The sequence below is a fragment of the Rhodococcus sp. D-46 genome (genome assembly GCF_011290655.1).
In the GTDB taxonomy this organism is placed as follows: Bacteria; Actinomycetota; Actinomycetes; order Mycobacteriales; family Mycobacteriaceae; genus Rhodococcus_F; species Rhodococcus_F qingshengii.
This window is the reverse complement of the sequence record NZ_JAANTF010000002.1, coordinates 54,600-69,409: the sequence shown is the minus strand read 5'-3', so window position 1 is coordinate 69,409 and position 14,810 is coordinate 54,600. Positions and strand designations below refer to the sequence as shown.

The 14,810-nt window shown below is 63.0% G+C and carries 15 protein-coding genes; 9 read left to right on the top strand and 6 right to left on the bottom strand.

Annotated elements, in window-relative coordinates:
- The first annotated feature begins 1 nt into the window (after nt 1).
- The 9 genes from G9U53_RS04990 to G9U53_RS04950 all read left to right on the top strand — a co-directional run bounded on the left by G9U53_RS04990 (nt 2) and on the right by G9U53_RS04950 (nt 9,386).
- Entirely contained in the window at nt 2–784 is a 783-nt protein-coding gene (locus tag G9U53_RS04990; RefSeq protein WP_007730827.1) for an SDR family oxidoreductase, read from the top strand.
- The gene (locus tag G9U53_RS04985; RefSeq protein ID WP_165638395.1) at nt 777–1,811 is read left to right on the top strand and encodes a phosphotransferase family protein; all 1,035 of its coding nucleotides are present in this window, start codon (nt 777–779) and stop codon (nt 1,809–1,811) included. The genes G9U53_RS04990 and G9U53_RS04985 overlap by 8 nt, the downstream gene beginning before the upstream one ends.
- Nucleotides 1,812–1,856: 45 nt before the next feature.
- On the top strand, nt 1,857–2,615 hold the full coding sequence (fabG, locus tag G9U53_RS04980; RefSeq protein ID WP_020909429.1) for a 3-oxoacyl-ACP reductase FabG: 759 nt from the start codon (nt 1,857–1,859) through the stop codon (nt 2,613–2,615).
- Between the two features lie 34 nt (nt 2,616–2,649).
- On the top strand, nt 2,650–3,843 hold the full coding sequence (locus G9U53_RS04975; RefSeq protein WP_165638394.1) for an acyl-CoA dehydrogenase family protein: 1,194 nt from the start codon (nt 2,650–2,652) through the stop codon (nt 3,841–3,843).
- Nucleotides 3,840–4,937: an acyl-CoA dehydrogenase family protein gene (locus G9U53_RS04970; RefSeq protein ID WP_064074991.1), complete on the top strand. Its 1,098-nt coding sequence runs from the start codon at nt 3,840–3,842 to the stop codon at nt 4,935–4,937. Before G9U53_RS04975 ends, G9U53_RS04970 begins: the two co-directional genes overlap by 4 nt.
- Nucleotides 4,938–4,968: 31 nt before the next feature.
- Nucleotides 4,969–5,952 (top strand): NADPH:quinone oxidoreductase family protein, encoded by a 984-nt coding sequence (locus G9U53_RS04965; protein ID WP_003943088.1) that lies wholly within the window; start codon nt 4,969–4,971, stop codon nt 5,950–5,952.
- A 79-nt stretch (nt 5,953–6,031) separates the two neighbouring features.
- Complete coding sequence (locus G9U53_RS04960) at nt 6,032–7,231, top strand: acetyl-CoA C-acyltransferase (protein WP_165638393.1); 1,200 nt, start codon at nt 6,032–6,034, stop codon at nt 7,229–7,231.
- Nucleotides 7,228–8,013 carry a RhlG family 3-oxoacyl-ACP reductase gene (locus G9U53_RS04955; protein WP_161120568.1) on the top strand — a complete coding sequence of 262 codons (786 nt, stop codon included), beginning with the start codon at nt 7,228–7,230 and terminating at the stop codon, nt 8,011–8,013. Before G9U53_RS04960 ends, G9U53_RS04955 begins: the two co-directional genes overlap by 4 nt.
- A gap of 173 nt (nt 8,014–8,186) precedes the next feature.
- A complete protein-coding gene (locus G9U53_RS04950; protein ID WP_165638392.1) occupies nt 8,187–9,386 on the top strand; it encodes a DUF4185 domain-containing protein in 1,200 nt (399 codons plus the stop codon).
- A 6-nt stretch (nt 9,387–9,392) separates the two neighbouring features.
- Here the strand turns inward: G9U53_RS04950 and G9U53_RS04945 are convergent, their stop codons facing one another.
- From G9U53_RS04945 to G9U53_RS04920, 6 genes are all read right to left on the bottom strand, one after another.
- Nucleotides 9,393–11,432 carry a YhgE/Pip domain-containing protein gene (locus tag G9U53_RS04945; RefSeq protein ID WP_058038317.1) on the bottom strand — a complete coding sequence of 680 codons (2,040 nt, stop codon included), beginning with the start codon at nt 11,430–11,432 and terminating at the stop codon, nt 9,393–9,395.
- A gap of 133 nt (nt 11,433–11,565) precedes the next feature.
- Nucleotides 11,566–12,162 carry an SRPBCC family protein gene (locus G9U53_RS04940; RefSeq protein ID WP_054800568.1) on the bottom strand — a complete coding sequence of 199 codons (597 nt, stop codon included), beginning with the start codon at nt 12,160–12,162 and terminating at the stop codon, nt 11,566–11,568.
- Entirely contained in the window at nt 12,159–12,536 is a 378-nt protein-coding gene (locus G9U53_RS04935; protein WP_050655974.1) for a metalloregulator ArsR/SmtB family transcription factor, read from the bottom strand. Before G9U53_RS04935 ends, G9U53_RS04940 begins: the two co-directional genes overlap by 4 nt.
- 62 nt (nt 12,537–12,598) lie before the next feature.
- Entirely contained in the window at nt 12,599–13,282 is a 684-nt protein-coding gene (locus G9U53_RS04930) for a GntR family transcriptional regulator (RefSeq protein ID WP_019745689.1), read from the bottom strand.
- 36 nt (nt 13,283–13,318) lie between these two features.
- Nucleotides 13,319–14,095 (bottom strand): amino acid racemase, encoded by a 777-nt coding sequence (locus tag G9U53_RS04925; protein WP_231915060.1) that lies wholly within the window; start codon nt 14,093–14,095, stop codon nt 13,319–13,321.
- A gap of 129 nt (nt 14,096–14,224) precedes the next feature.
- Nucleotides 14,225–14,728, bottom strand: a complete 504-nt coding sequence (locus G9U53_RS04920) for a PASTA domain-containing protein (RefSeq protein WP_165638391.1) — start codon at nt 14,726–14,728, stop codon at nt 14,225–14,227.
- Nucleotides 14,729–14,810: the final 82 nt, after the last annotated feature.

Below are 14,810 nucleotides of genomic sequence, written 5' to 3'. Positions count from 1 at the left end.
CATGGCAGGACTGGATCTCACTGGTAAGACGGCAATCGTCACAGGCGCATCGCGGGGCATCGGCCTCGCGACCGCGCAGGCGATTGCGGCGGCGGGCGGAAACGTCGTACTGACTTCGCGCTCACAGGAATCCGCAGATGCGGCTGCCGCGCAGGTGAACGGCAACGCGATCGGCGTCGGCGCTCACGCGACGGACGAGGATGCTGCACGCAAGTGCGTCGAGCAGACGATCGAGCGTTTCGGCAGTCTCGACATCTTGGTGAACAACGCGGGCACCAACCCGTCGTTCGGGCCGATCATCAACCAGGATCACTCGCGCTTCGCCAAGACTTTCGACGTCAACGTGTGGGCTCCAGTCCTGTGGACCGGCCTCGCAGCGCGGGCCTGGATGGGCGAGCACGGTGGTTCCGTGGTCAACACCGCTTCGATCGGCGGCATGGCGTTCGAGGCGGGAATCGGTACGTACAACGCGTCGAAGGCTGCTCTGATCCACATCACCAAGCAGTTGGCGCTCGAGTTGTCACCGAAGATTCGTGTCAACGCCGTTGCGCCGGGAGTGGTGAGAACCAAACTCGCCGAAGCTCTGTGGAAAGAACACGAAGAAGCGGTGTCCGCGTCGACTGCTCTCGGACGCATCGGTGAACCCGAGGACGTGGCCGCTGCCATTGCCTTCCTGGTTTCGGATGCAGCCCAGTGGATCACCGGCGAGATCATGACCATCGACGGTGGCCAGTTGTTGGGTGACGCACTCCCGTTCCGGCAGGGAGCGTCCGTCGGTGGCTAGCGTCGGAGTAGTGGGACTCGATACCGAAGCGGTCACCGGGTGGATCGCAGGCCTGGGGATCGACTTTTCCGGGCCGTTGTCCTTCGATCGAATCGGCTTGGGGCAGTCGAATCTCACGTACCTGGTTCGCGATCAGGACGGCAATCGCTGGGTGCTACGACGCCCACCGCTGGGGCATCTGCTGGCCTCGGCTCACGACGTGGCGCGTGAGGCTCGAATCCTGAGCGCTCTCGAATCCACCGACGTGCCTTCGCCGCGAGTATTCGGGTTGACCGAGGATCCTGCCGTCACCGAAGTTCCGCTGCTCCTCATGGAATTCGTGGACGGCGAAGTGGTGGACCGAATGCCTCTTGCGGAGGCGTTGTCGGAAGATCGTCGCCGGGCAATCGGAATCTCGCTCGCTCAGACGCTGGCGAAGATACACGCCGTCGACCTCGAGCAGGCCGGCCTCGACGACCTGGCAAGCCACAAGCCCTACGCTGCACGGCAGCTGAAGCGTTGGGGTGGGCAGTGGGAACAGTCGAAGACGCGGGAATGCCCCGATCTCGACGATCTCACGCGACGCTTGATTGCAGCTCAGCCGGCTCATACCGAAACCACGTTGGTGCACGGCGACTTTCACTTGCGCAATGTGATCACCTCCGCTCAGAACGGCGAAGTTGTCGCGGCCCTCGACTGGGAACTCTGCACTCTCGGTGATCCGTTGGCGGACGTCGGAAGCTTGTTGGCGTACTGGCCGGCGGCTGGTGAGAATACCGGCGGCGATTTCCCGGCGTCGGCACTCCCGGGATTCCCCTCGCGAGAGGAGATCTCCCGGATCTATCTCGAGGCCACCGGACGGGACCCTGCTGCGCTGAAGTTCTGGCACACGTTGGGACTGTGGAAGATTGCCGTGATCGCCGAGGGCGTGATGCGTCGCGCCCGCGACGAACCGCAGAATGCCGCCGAGAGCGGAACTCCCACCGTGGAACGTATTGACGCCTTGGTCGCCAAAGCCAGGGAAATTGCAGATCAGGCCGGGATCTGACGAGATCGTCCGGTGTCCGTCGAATCACGAAAGTATGGAGGGCCAGTGAGCCAGGAACGTAGAACCGCAATTGTCACGGGTGCAGCACGCGGAATCGGTGCGGCAGTAGCGAAGCGACTGTCGGAAGACGGTTTTGCCGTCGCCGTGCTCGACCTCGACGAAGCGGCGTGTGCCGGAACCGTCGACGCGATCAAGGCCGCAGGCGGACAGGCACTGGCCGTCGGCGCTGACGTCTCCGACGAGGCTTCGGTCGCTGCAGCAGTTGATCGTGTGGCCGCAGAACTGGGTGCACCTACCGTGCTGATCAACAATGCCGGCATCACTCGCGACAACCTTCTGTTCAAGATGAGCGTTGCCGAGTGGGATTCGGTGATGAACGTCCACCTGCGCGGAGCGTTCCTCATGTCGCGTGCGGTGCAGAAGTACATGGTGGAAGCGAAGTTCGGCCGCATCGTGAACCTCTCGAGCACGTCGGCTCTCGGCAACCGCGGACAGGTCAACTACTCCGCGGCGAAGGCCGGAATGCAGGGCTTCACCAAGACATTGGCCTTCGAGCTGGGCAAGTTCGGCGTGACCGCGAACGCTATTGCCCCCGGATTCATCGAAACCGAGATGACCGCCGCAACGGCCGAGCGCATGGGCGTCGGCTTCGAGGACTTCAAGACCGCTGCCGCTTCGCAGATTCCGGTCAATCGCGTCGGACAGCCCGAGGACATCGCGCACACCGCGTCGTTCTTCGTCAGCGAAGGCGCAGGCTTCGTTTCCGGTCAGGTCGTCTACGTCGCCGGTGGACCGAAGGACTGACCGTCCGCTCACCGCTCGAACCGAAGGAATGGGCATGGCTTTCGACGAAGAGGCAGTATCGCGTGATCTCACCGAGAAGGTGAACACGCTTCTCGCGGAGAACGATCCGAACAGCGTGTCGGTATCGGACTTCCTCGGCGCACGATTCGACGCCGGACTGGCGTGGGTTCATTTCCCCGAAGGTCATGGGGGGCTCGGTGTACCGCAGAGCTTTCAGCGTCAGGTGAACGCTCAGCTGGAGGCCGCCGGTGCACCGGGCCCGGCCACCGGCAAGAACGGGATCGGACTGGGCATGGCGGCACCGACCATCGCTGCCTTCGGCACCGAGGAGCAGAAGCAGAAGTTCCTGCGCCCGTTGTGGACTGCGGAGACGGTCTACTGCCAGCTGTTCAGTGAACCGGGCGCAGGTTCGGACCTCGCGGCCGTCGCTACCCGCGCCGTCCGCGACGGCGACGACTGGATAGTCAACGGGCAGAAGGTATGGACGTCGGGCGCGCAGAATGCGCAGCTGGCGATTCTCGTGGCCAGGACCGATCCGTCACGTTCCAAGCATGCGGGTCTGAGCTACTTCATCTGCGACATGACCGATCCGGGCGTCGATGTCCGGCCGCTGCGTCAGATCACCGGCGAGGCCGAATTCAACGAGGTATTCCTCACGGACGTCAGGATTCCGGACGCCAATCGCCTCGGAGCCGAAGGCCAGGGGTGGAAGGTTGCGACCACCACCCTGAACAACGAGCGTGTTGCCATCGGTTCGGGCGCACCGCGTGAGGGAGGCATGATCGGAAAGGTCGCTCAGGCCTGGCGTGAGGAGCCCGAGCTGCGTAATCCGGCGATGCACGACGAGTTGATGCGGCTCTGGACCGAATCCGAAGTTGCGCGTCTGACCGGTGAGCGACTGCGCCAGCAGCTCGCCGCCGGCCAGCCCGGCCCCGAAGGCTCGGGAATGAAGCTCGCGTTTGCCGGTTTGGCTCAGCAGATTTCGGGTTTCGACCTCGAGCTGCACGGCGAAGCCGGTCTGCGCTACGACGACTGGACGCTGCGTCGACCGGATTCCGTCGACTTCACCGGGCGTGAACCCGGATACCGGTACCTGCGAGCCAAGGGCAATTCGATCGAGGGTGGAACGTCGGAGATCCTGCGCAACGTCATCGCAGAACGTGTACTCGGGTTGCCGCCCGAGCATCGCGTCGACAAGGACATCGCCTGGAAGGACTTACCCCGATGAGCGCCGATCTGTTGTACTCCGAGACCGAACAAGATCTGCGAGCCAGCGTCAGACGACTGCTGAGCGAGCGCGCCGGCGCCGACACCGTGGTCACGGCGTACGACGACGTGTCCGCCGACTTCACCGGGCTGTGGAAGTCGCTGGCGTCGGAACTCGGTTTGGCGGGACTGCTGGTACCCGAGGAACTGGGCGGGGCAGGTGCGTCGACGCGTGAGGCGGCGGTCGTGATGGAGGAGATCGGACGTGCGGTCGCTCCCGTTCCGTTCTTCACCAGCGCGGTGCTGGCGACGACGGCGTTGCTGAAGGCCGGCGAGACCGAGGTGCTCGGTCAATTGGCAGCGGGGGATTCGACGGCTGCTCTGGTCGTCCCGTTGTCCACTGCACCAGGAACTTTCACACCTACTGTCAAGGCAACGGCGAGTGGACTCGTCGGCAGCGTCACGACGGTTGCCGGCGTCGCCGAGTCCGATGTTCTTGTTGTTCCGGTTGCGGGTGAAAGCGGTCTGGAGCTGCATACCGTTCGGATCGCCGACGCTACCGTCACGCCGGTTCTGTCCCTGGACATGACGCGCCGATTGGCGGACGTCGAGTTCTCGGGGTCGTCGTCGGTCCGTGTCGACAGCGGCAATGCGGCGCAAGCGGTTGAGGAAGCGTTGCTCTGTGGAAGCGCACTTCTGGCGTCCGAACAGTTCGCTGTAGCTCAGTGGTGCCTCGAAACGACTCTCGCGTATGTGAAGGAGCGCAAGCAGTTCGGCCGGGCGATCGGTTCGTACCAGGCGATCAAGCACCGCCTCGCCGATCTCTGGCTCGAAGTCAGCTCTTCGGGAGCGGCAGCACGATATGCGGCGGACACCTATGCACGCGGCGACGCCGATGCGGCGATCGCAGCGACGGTGGCCCAGGCATTCTGCAGCGGCGTCGCGGTTCATGCTGCCGAGGAGTGCGTCCAACTTCATGGTGGTATCGGAATGACGTGGGAGTATCCGGCGCACTTGTACCTCAAACGGGCGAAGAGCGATCAGCTGTCGCTGGGAACCGCGTATCAGCATCGGGCACGCCTCGCCGAGTTGGTCGACCTCCCGATCTCGTCCTGAAACTCACCCACTATCTGTCTGGAGAATTGCTGTGAAGGCTTGGCGCGTCAACGAACTCGGTCAACCCCGCGATGTGCTCGCGTTGGAGGAGACCGCGGATCCCACCCCGAATGCGACGGAGATGTTGGTCAAGGTGCTGGCGGCTCCGGCCAACTTCCCCGACGTCCTCATGTGCCGGGGTGAGTACCAGATCAAGCCGCCGCTGCCCTTCACACCCGGTGTCGAACTGTGTGGTGAAGTGGTCTCGGTCGGTGAATCGGTGACCAAATTCGCAGTGGGGGACCGGGTGATCGGTAATCCGAGTCTGCCGTCCGGCGGATTCGCCGAGTACTCGGTACTGGATCAGAACAACACGTTCCCGGCGCCGTCGGCTCTCGACGACGCGGAAGCATCCGCTCTGAGCATCGGCTATCAGACAGCGTGGTTCGCTCTGCATCGCCGCACCCAACTGCTTGAGGGTGAGACGTTGTTGGTCCACGCTGCTGCGGGTGGTGTCGGTAGTGCGGCAGTGCAACTCGGCAAGGCGGCAGGCGCCAAGGTGATCGGTGTCGTCGGCGGCCCGGACAAGGCCGAGTACGCGCGCAAGCTCGGCGCAGACCTCGTCGTAGACCGTCACAGTGAGGACTTCGTGGCAGCGGTCAAGGAGTTCACCGGCGGCAAGGGCGCCGACGTGGTCTTCGATCCGGTCGGCGGCGACGCATACGCGAAGTCCACCAAGTGCATCGCCTTCGAGGGACGGATCGTCATCATCGGCTTCGCCGGTGGCACGATCCCGCAGCCGGCACTCAATCACGCTCTCATCAAGAACTATTCGATCATCGGACTGCACTGGGGGCTGTACAAGGCCTACAACCAGCAGGCCATCGACGACTGCCACGTCGAGCTCACCAGGCTCGCCGATGCCGGCTTGGTCAAACCACTGATCAGTGAGCGGTTGTCGTTGACGGACGTTGCCGACGGTATCGGTCGCCTCGGCGACGGCACCACGGTCGGTCGCGTCGTGTTCCAGCCCTGATTCTTGCTGTGCGCCTTTATTAACCCCCGGCGGTTAATAAAGGCGCACAGCACTTCGTGTTCGACGAAAGGATTCCCCGATGAGGCAAGCTGTCATCGTTTCCACCGCCCGTACCCCGATCGGTAAGGCGTACCGCGGCGCGTTCAACAACACTCAGGCTCAAGAGCTTGCTGCACATGCCATTTGGAATGCAGTTCAGCGCGCGGGCCTCGAGGGCGGCGAGGTCGAGGACGTCATCCTCGGCGCCGCGCTGCAGCAGGGCTCTTCCGGCGGCAACGTCGCACGGCAAGCGGTGCTGCGGGCCGGGCTTCCGGATTCGGTTTCCGGAATGACGATCGACCGTCAGTGCTCGTCCGGTCTCATGGCCATCGCAACCGCAGCCAAGCAGATCGTGGACGACGGAATGCAGATCGCGGTCGGCGGCGGAGTCGAATCGATCTCGTTGGTCCAGAACGATCACATGAACAACTTCCGCGCGGCTGATCCGTGGCTGAAGGAAAACAAGCCGTCGATCTACATGCCGATGCTGCATACGGCCGAGATCGTCGCCGAGCGCTACGGAGTCACCCGCGAGCAGCAGGACGAGTTCGCGCTCGTTTCCCAGCAGCGGACCGCAACGGCCCAGGACGCAGGTCGGTTCGATCTCGAGATCGTCCCGCTGCCCTCGATCAAGCAGGTGCAGGACAAGGAGACGGGTGAGATCCGCAGCGAGTCCGTGACGCTGACCCGCGACGAAGGCAACCGCGCTTCCACCACGTTGGAAGGGCTGTCGAGTCTGCGACCGGTTCTGGCCGACGGGACTGTCAGTGCTCATTCGTCCATCACTGCGGGCAACTCGTCTCAGCTCTCCGACGGCGCTTCGGCGTCGGTGCTGATGGAGGCAGGCGAGGCGCAACGCCGCGGGTTGGCTCCTCTCGGTATCTACCGTGGCATGGCTGTCGCGGGTTGCGCTCCCGACGAGATGGGCATCGGACCGGTGTTCGCGATTCCGCGTCTGCTGGATCTTCACGGCCTGAAGGTCGACGACATCGATCTCTGGGAACTCAACGAGGCCTTCGCCTCTCAGGCCCTGTACTGCCGCGACAAGCTCGGGATCGATCCCGAGAAGTACAACGTCGACGGCGGCGGTATCTCCGTCGGCCATCCGTACGGAATGACGGGCGCTCGTCTGGTCGGCCATGCTCTTCTTGAAGGAAAACGGCGCGGAGCCAAGCTCGTGGTGGTGACCATGTGCATCGGCGGCGGTATGGGCGCTGCCGGGCTTTTCGAGGTCGCATGAGCTTGATCGAGGGACTGTTCGACGTCAGTGGCAAGACCGTTGTGGTCACCGGTGGATCACGCGGCATCGGATACATGATCGCTCGCGGGTTTGTCGAAGGCGGAGCGACGGTCGTCATTTCGGCCCGAAAAGCCGAAGCCTGTGACGAAGCCGCGCGAGAGCTTTCGGAGTTCGGCACCTGCATCTCGCATCCGGCCGATCTGTCCACGGACGAGGGGATCGAGAGCCTCGCTGCGAAGGTCGCCGAGATTTCGCCGACGCTCGACGTACTGGTCAACAACGCCGGTGCCACGTGGGGAGCTCCCGTCGACGATTTTCCGGCCGCAGGCTTCGACAAGATTTTCGACATCAATGTCAAGGCAATCTTCCTCCTGACGCAGAAGCTGTTGCCGCAGTTGCGGTCTGCAGCCACGGCGGAAGATCCCGCGCGCGTGATCAATATCGGATCGATCGACGGACTCGTGGTGTCGGGTTCGGAGAACTTCTCGTACGGAGCCAGTAAGGCTGCGGTACACATGTTGACGCGCAAGCTCGCGGCAACGCTTGCGGGGGAACAGATCACGGTCAATGCCATTGCGCCGGGCCCGTTCCCGTCGAAGATGATGGCATTCCTCCTCGCGGACGAGCAGAGTGCAAAGGCTGTGGCGGACTCGGTCCCGTTGGGCAGGGTCGGAACTCCCCAGGATGCTGCAGGTCTTGCCATCTTCCTGGCTTCACGTGCCGGGGCTTATCTGACCGGCGCGGTGATTCCACTCGACGGCGGTGCGAGCGGAGCGCGCTGACCTACTGACTGATCTTCTCTGTCCGAAAAGGCCTGAAAGTCTGAACTACTATGACTTTCAGGCCTTTTCGCGTCTTTGTCGGATTGGGTTATCTGTGACTGCAGTTGCTAGATTGTCCGAGGTTCGGGGGGAACGACGACGACAACACCAACAATCCCGGCCATGGGGGAGTCATGTTTCGCGCGGGGAGATCGTTGGGGGTGTTCGGGGTAGTTGCTGCTCTGGCAGCTGCTGCCGTCACGGCGGTGGCTTCGCCGGCGATGGCTGCGCCGGGCTGCGTCGGAGTCAGTGGCGTCGGTAGTAGCGGTGGTCCGGCCAATGCGGCGCCGTGGCTCAACGGCAACACCGGAGGGTTGCCAGGTCTGTCCGGTCGTACTGCCGCGATCGAAAAGGTCACCGGGACATACAGTCCAAACAAGACCGTTGATCGCTTCAATGTCCTGGGTACCGACCTGGGCATCATGTGGGACAACGGTGCGGGGCAGATTCTGACCGCTTTCGGCGATACCACCGGGCTCAGTCGTAACCCCGGCTGCGACGGTTTGGTGGGCGAGTGGCGAAGCAATGTACTCTTCCGCAGCTCGGATCGGGTACTGGCCGACGGTATGCGCATCGACAGTGCGCCGATGGACGGCACAGCTCAGGCGCGTGAGATCATTTCCGGTCTGAAGATTCCGGGTGTCGAGGCCTCCAGCATCCCCACGAGCGGCATCGCAGTGAACGGTGTGCAGTATCTGAGCTACATGTCGGTGCGTAACTGGGGCGAGGCCGGGCAGTGGAGCACGAACTACTCGCAGATTGCCACCTCCTCGGACAACGGCGAAACGTGGACCACTCGTCCGGAAACTCTGCGCCCCAACATCGGTGGGGTTCTTCCCGCGGGTGTCGCCCCCGTCGCCGGTAGCGAGAACTTCCAGATGAGCTCGATGGTGAAGGACGGCGGGTTCGTCTACAACTACGGAACCCCCGCGGGACGATCCGGCGAGGTTCGACTTTCTCGCGTGCCCGAGGGGGCGATCCTCGATCTTTCCGCCTACGAGTACTGGAACGGAAACGGCTGGATCCTTGCCGATCCCGCTGCGGCCGTACCCGTCATGGACGGCCGCATCGGTGAGGTCTCCGTTCAATACAACGAGTTCCTCGGCAAGTTCGTGGCGATGTACGCCGACGCGTTCAGTTCGATCGTGATGCGAACCGCTCCCAGTCCGGTCGGTCCGTGGACGGCACCGGAGACACTGGTCAATCTGGTCGAGGTTCCCGGTATCTACGCCGCATACATCCACCCGTGGTCCAGTGGTTCGGATATGTACTTCCTTGCCACCACGTGGGCCGACTACAACGTCATGTTGATGCGTACGACGCTCGTTCGCTGATCCGGCTCACGCTTGCGTTTGCTGGAGGTACACGATCTCCTCGGTGATCGGCGCGTCGTCATCGGCGTCGGTCGGCGGTTCTTGTCGGCGGCGCCACCAGATGGTGAACAGGACGGCTCCGATCACCAAGGCAGCCAGAGCGATTACCGCCACCCAGAATTTCGGGCCGTAGTATCCGACAAGGACCATGCGCATGGCGTTGCGCGCCCACGTGAGTGGCATCAGAGCGTGCAGCCACTGCAGAACCGTCGGCATCTGTTCGATGGGGTATACCGCGCCGAAGGCGAAGATCTGAATCATCAAGGCGCCCAAAGCGATGAAGGTTCCGTTGACGGCACCGAACACAACGGTGAAGAGCCTGCCCGAGCTGACCGCGGCGGCACCCACCAGGATCATCACTGCGATCATCGCCAGAACACTAGGTGGTTCGACGTTTGCCACGGTCAGTGACACCACCGACAACACGAGCGCCGCGACCAAGGTGACCAGGGCGGGAATGCGGTAGCGGCGCAGCCCCTCACGTACCACGCTGGTGTGCGAGTTCAGTGAACGTCCGCGTCGTGGGCGGACGACGAACCACGTGAGAATTCCGCACAGGAACAGTGCCACCGAGATCACGGCAGGTACGGCTCCCGGCCCGAAACCGGCTGCGGGATAGTTGTTCCGCGCGTCGACGGCAACCGGGGAAGAGAGGAGATTGGCCGTGGTGGCGCGCTCGTCGTCCGTGAACTGCGGTACCTGGGCGGCACCGTCGGACAAACCGGTGGCGAGTTCCGCGCTACCCGCGTCGAGCTCGCCGACGCCGGCCGATAGCTGCCCGAGACCGTCACGGAGCGCAATACTTCCAGTGTCCAACTGCCCCAGCCCGGTGGAGAGTTCCTGTGCACCGGTAGCGAGTTGGCCTGCACCGTCGGACAGTTGGCCCAGGCCGGTGTTGAGTTCACCTGCACCGACCGCGGCGGCAAGGAGCCCACCACGGTAGTCGCTGCTCGGATCGGTGAGTTGGCGCGAGATCTCCCGCGCGCCGTCGCGAAGCTGGCCGAGCTGACCGATCACGTCGTCGTCCGACGGTTGTGCAGTCAGGGAAGCCCGCAGTCCAGCCAGGGCTTCGACGAGTCCGGCGGAGACCGGATCGGCCGAGTTTCGAAGCATCGACGTGAGGGCGTCGATCTGACCGACGACGGCGTCCGAGGACCCCGCGAGGTCGAGTACCGGGGTGGTGACCATGTCGACCACTTCGCTGATCTGTCGGGCGCCTGCGCCGAGTTCGTCGGTGCCCCCGACCAACTGGTTGAGTCCGCTGCTCAGCTCGCCCGAGCCTGCAGCAGCTTCGCCAGCTCCGGCAGCCAGCTCGCCGGCTCCGGCGGCCAGCTCCTTGCCGCCCTGATTTGCTTCGCCCATGCCGGTGGCGAGTTCCTTGCTTCCAGCGTAGAGCTCGTTGGTTCCGGCAAGCGCTTCGGAGGATCCGTCGGACAGCTGTTGCGCTCCTGCTGCTGCTTCACCGAATCCTGTTCCGAGTTCACCCAACCCGACCAGCACCTGGTCGATGGACTGCTCGCCGATCGACTCGGAGACCGCCGAGCGCACCTGAGCGATGATGCTTTCACCGACCGGGCCGGCGACCAGACTGTTGTAATCGTTGTACAAGACGTCGAGTTCGGCCTTGCGGCCCGAACCCGATGCGGCACTGGCCACATCCGCGCTGAAAGTCTTCGGAATGACGACAGAGAAGTAATAGGTGCCGTCGTTGACGCCGTCGGCGGCTTCCTGTTCCGAGACGACCTTCCATGCAACGTCTCCGCTCTCGACGAGTGCGGCAACAACTTCATCGCCGGCTTGCAGACGTGTTCCGTCGAGTTCTGTGCCCGCATCGGCGTTGACGATGGCGACGGGCAAGCGGTTGACCGTGTCGCCCGGATCCCACAGTGCCCACATGTAGAACGCCGCAATCGACAGCGGTGCGATGACGAGGACAGCGAGAACTGTCCGGATGATGTGCGTGCGTCGCGTCGTGGCCGCGTTGTCGACTACGGGTTGTGGCGCCATGTGGAGCTCTCTTCTCGTGGACCGAAGCAGGTGTGGCACGAAAGGAAGCCACCAAAACTGCTGGACATACGTCCAGCTCGGTCACGATACAAAGCAAACGGCCATCCTGTGACCGTTTTCGAAGAATTGGGCGTTATCGGTCGCCGTGCTCTGCCTCGATCTTTGCCCACTCCCACCCTCGGAAGTTGGCCAGACGAAGCTCCTCTGCTTCGTCGAAGGTGTACCACTCGGTGCTCGGCGCATCAGGGAGAGTGCCGCGCAAGTATTCGCCCAGGTAGTGAAGTGGGCCTTCCCAGCCGGTTCCGACGCCGTAGCAGCCGGTGTCAGGGTCGTTGCGGAAGACATCGGCGACGGAGGCGTGCTCCAACTCGAGCCAGGTGGCGTCGGGACCGTCTGCAGTCAGCCGGATCTCGACCTGATCGCTGTATCCGCGATCGCCGGGCGGTGTCCACTGCAGTCGCAGCAGGTGTGGGGCGTCGCAGGCCAGGATCTCGCCACTTGCCTGGCCTTCGAAGGCGTACGAGCCGCCCACCTGGAAGTCTCCGCTCACCGGAAGGAAGAAACGGTTGATGCGGTCAGGGGTCGTGATGGCGTCCCAGACGTCGTCGACCGACGCGTTGTAGCGGCGCTTGAGTACGGCTGTTCGAGCCGAACCTTCGGCGATCTCGCGGTTGCCCATGCTCCGCTCTACCGCGGTGAGGCTGGTGTCCTGGTTCGCGATCTCGGTCATTGTGAGTCTCCTTCGTCGGAAGAATTCGGTTGTGAAGATCTGCTCCGCTTCGAGCCGCGTCGTTTCCCGCGTGCGAGTTCTGTGGCCAATGCGTCGAGAGGACCGCTCCAGAACTGCCGGAATCCGTCGAGCCATTGGTCCACTTCTTGCAATGGCGCGGGCTCGACGGCATAGAGACGCCTGGTGCCTTCGCTGCGGACGGTGGCGAATCCGTTTTCTCGGAGCACTCGCAGGTGCCCGGACGCGGTCGGTTGCGAGATTCCGAACTCCGCTGCCACGACTTCGGCGATCTGACCCGCCGAGCGCTCGCCGCTGGACAGGAGTTCCATGATTCTTCGCCGAACTGGGTCTCCGAGAACGTCGAACGCATGCACCAGTCATTTATATCGGCAATGGCCAATATAGGCAAGCGCCGAAACTTGTATTCGGGCGTCGGTCAGTCCGAGAGCGCGAACTCGTCGGCGTCGAAGAGTTCACCGATCAGCCCGCCGAGATGGCGTCGATGTTCGGCCGACAGTGTCGCTGCCGCCTCGGCATCGTGGTCTGCGCACAGCTCGATCAGCTTGTTGTGATGGTCGACGGAGTCCTGGCTGCCGAGAAGGCTCGAGAACTTGCGGTAGTAGATGCGGTGAATTTGTGGGTGAACCTGGTGAATCAGCTTCTTCAACAGCGGATTTGCCGCAGCGTCGATGATGACGCTGTGTAGGCGATCGTCTGCGGTCAGGGCTCGGCCTATGTCGTTTCGTTTGACGGCGGCAGCGAAGTCCTTGTTGGCCGAACGCATCGCCCCGATCATCTCGTCGGTGAGATTCGGTACAGCGGTGACGACGGCCAGTTGGTCGAGAGCTTCGATGACTGCGAGTGTTGCCTCGACGTCGCCGCGGTCGAGGGTGGTGATGCGCGTGTACGCACCAGGTTTCGCTTCCACGAGTCCGGTGTCGACCAGCCTTGCGAGCGCTTCGCGGACTGGAGTTCTGCTCAGTCCCAGATACTCGGCGAGTTCGCTGTCCTTGATCTTCGAGCCCGGCGCCAGTTCACCGGTGACGATCGCTTCGCGAATGCGTTCGAGAGCGATGTCGCTCATTCGTGCTCGCTCAACCGGTTTACCGCCACGCAACATACTGGATATCGTACTCTGCAGCCTCCCTGCTGCAGGTCAGCCCGAAACGACCATCGAAGGGTGTCTCCGGGCATCCGCAACCCGCCGGAGCAGAGCGCGGGCGAGAATTGTTGCCGGATCGATGATCTGACAGGTTGTGGCGTCGGCGGGCAGTCCGAGCGGAATCTCGGTGCACCCGGCCACGACGACCTGCGCGCCCGATTCGACGAGAAGATCAGCGGCCCTGACGAGCTTGTCGGTGGTCTCGTCTCCGACGTTGCCGCTCTTGATTGCTCGGATCGCCGGCATCACCAGTTCGTCCTGGATCGCAGGTCCGGGCACCAGGACGTCGATCGAGTATTCCGACAGCCATTGTTGATACAACCCGGTGCGGACCGTCCCCGTGGTGGCCAATAGTCCGACGGATGTGACGGCGGGTGAGAGCGTCCGGATGTGCCGAGCGACTTCGTCGATCATGTGGACGACGGGAAGTCCCAGTTGGGACGAGATTGCGGGCAGGAAGGCGTGGGCGGTATTGCATGGGATGGCGAGCGTCGTCGCGCCCGACTCTCGGAGAACGCGCGCACCGCGGATCAGCCACGGAGTGGGGTCAGGGCCGTTCTCGGTGAGTGCCAATGTCCGGTCGGGAACGGTGGGATCGGCCCAGATGACAACTTTGGGGTGCTCCTGATCCGTCGAACCTGGTGTCAGCGCAACGAGTTTGGAGTAAAAGTCGGCAGTAGCGGCGGGCCCCATGCCTCCGAGTATTCCGATGACGGGGTCGCTCATGGACGCCGGAGAGCTGGCGCTCTGCCGTATTCGTTGCACCTTCATGTTGCAATCCAACCTTTCGCATCCAATATATTGGATACTCGTAATGTTGACTACAGTGAAGGAGGTCGGAGGTAGTTGTCAAGTAAGGCGCAGTGTTCCCGGAATTGCGAAGTTCGAGAACTCAGCCGATCAGCAGGGGTTCGGTTCGCCGATTTTCACGGCCGAGAGCACGGCTTCGATTTCCCCGAAAGGACTTCCGGCAGAGGGTGTCTGATCGACGACAATCCAGTTGGAATCGACCAGTTGGCGTCGACCCGCGCCAGTTGCGTCAGCACTTCTGGAGAAGAACACTCCGGACGACTGAATGGTGTCCTGCGCGTCTTGAAGATTCATGCACACGACGTTGGGCATGATCGCGGGAGCTGCAGCGGGCGTCACTTCCGCGGCGACTGGGGTCGTGGCCAGTGGAGAATTCGTCGTACCGATCACCGAGGTGGTCAATGGAGCCCGAGTCGTCGTGGGTTGAGTTGTCGAGGTTGCAGTGGTGGTCGCGGTGGATGTTGATTCGGCCTCGCTGTCGGTGCTTGTTCCTGAGCACGCGGCAAGTGACGCCAAGGCGAATGCGCTGAGTCCGATGCGAACGGCAGTTGAGGGCGGGCGAATCGATGTCGAAAAGAGGTGTGGTGCGCGCACAGACGTTCCTTGTCGGTAAAGGGGCGATGAAAGCGGAGATTCGAGCGCAGAGCACATCCGACGCCGTCGATGTGCCTTATGT

Coding starts and splice junctions, on each gene's coding strand:
- G9U53_RS04950 (WP_165638392.1), top strand. CDS start 8,187: ATGTTTCGCGCGGGGAGATCGTTGGGGGTGTTCGGGGTAGTTGCTGCT.
- G9U53_RS04930 (WP_019745689.1), bottom strand. CDS start 13,282: ATGTTGCGTGGCGGTAAACCGGTTGAGCGAGCACGAATGAGCGACATC.
- G9U53_RS04955 (WP_161120568.1), top strand. CDS start 7,228: ATGAGCTTGATCGAGGGACTGTTCGACGTCAGTGGCAAGACCGTTGTG.
- G9U53_RS04970 (WP_064074991.1), top strand. CDS start 3,840: ATGAGCGCCGATCTGTTGTACTCCGAGACCGAACAAGATCTGCGAGCC.
- G9U53_RS04925 (WP_231915060.1), bottom strand. CDS start 14,095: ATGAAGGTGCAACGAATACGGCAGAGCGCCAGCTCTCCGGCGTCCATG.
- G9U53_RS04940 (WP_054800568.1), bottom strand. CDS start 12,162: ATGACCGAGATCGCGAACCAGGACACCAGCCTCACCGCGGTAGAGCGG.
- G9U53_RS04945 (WP_058038317.1), bottom strand. CDS start 11,432: ATGGCGCCACAACCCGTAGTCGACAACGCGGCCACGACGCGACGCACG.
- G9U53_RS04990 (WP_007730827.1), top strand. CDS start 2: ATGGCAGGACTGGATCTCACTGGTAAGACGGCAATCGTCACAGGCGCA.
- G9U53_RS04975 (WP_165638394.1), top strand. CDS start 2,650: ATGGCTTTCGACGAAGAGGCAGTATCGCGTGATCTCACCGAGAAGGTG.
- G9U53_RS04960 (WP_165638393.1), top strand. CDS start 6,032: ATGAGGCAAGCTGTCATCGTTTCCACCGCCCGTACCCCGATCGGTAAG.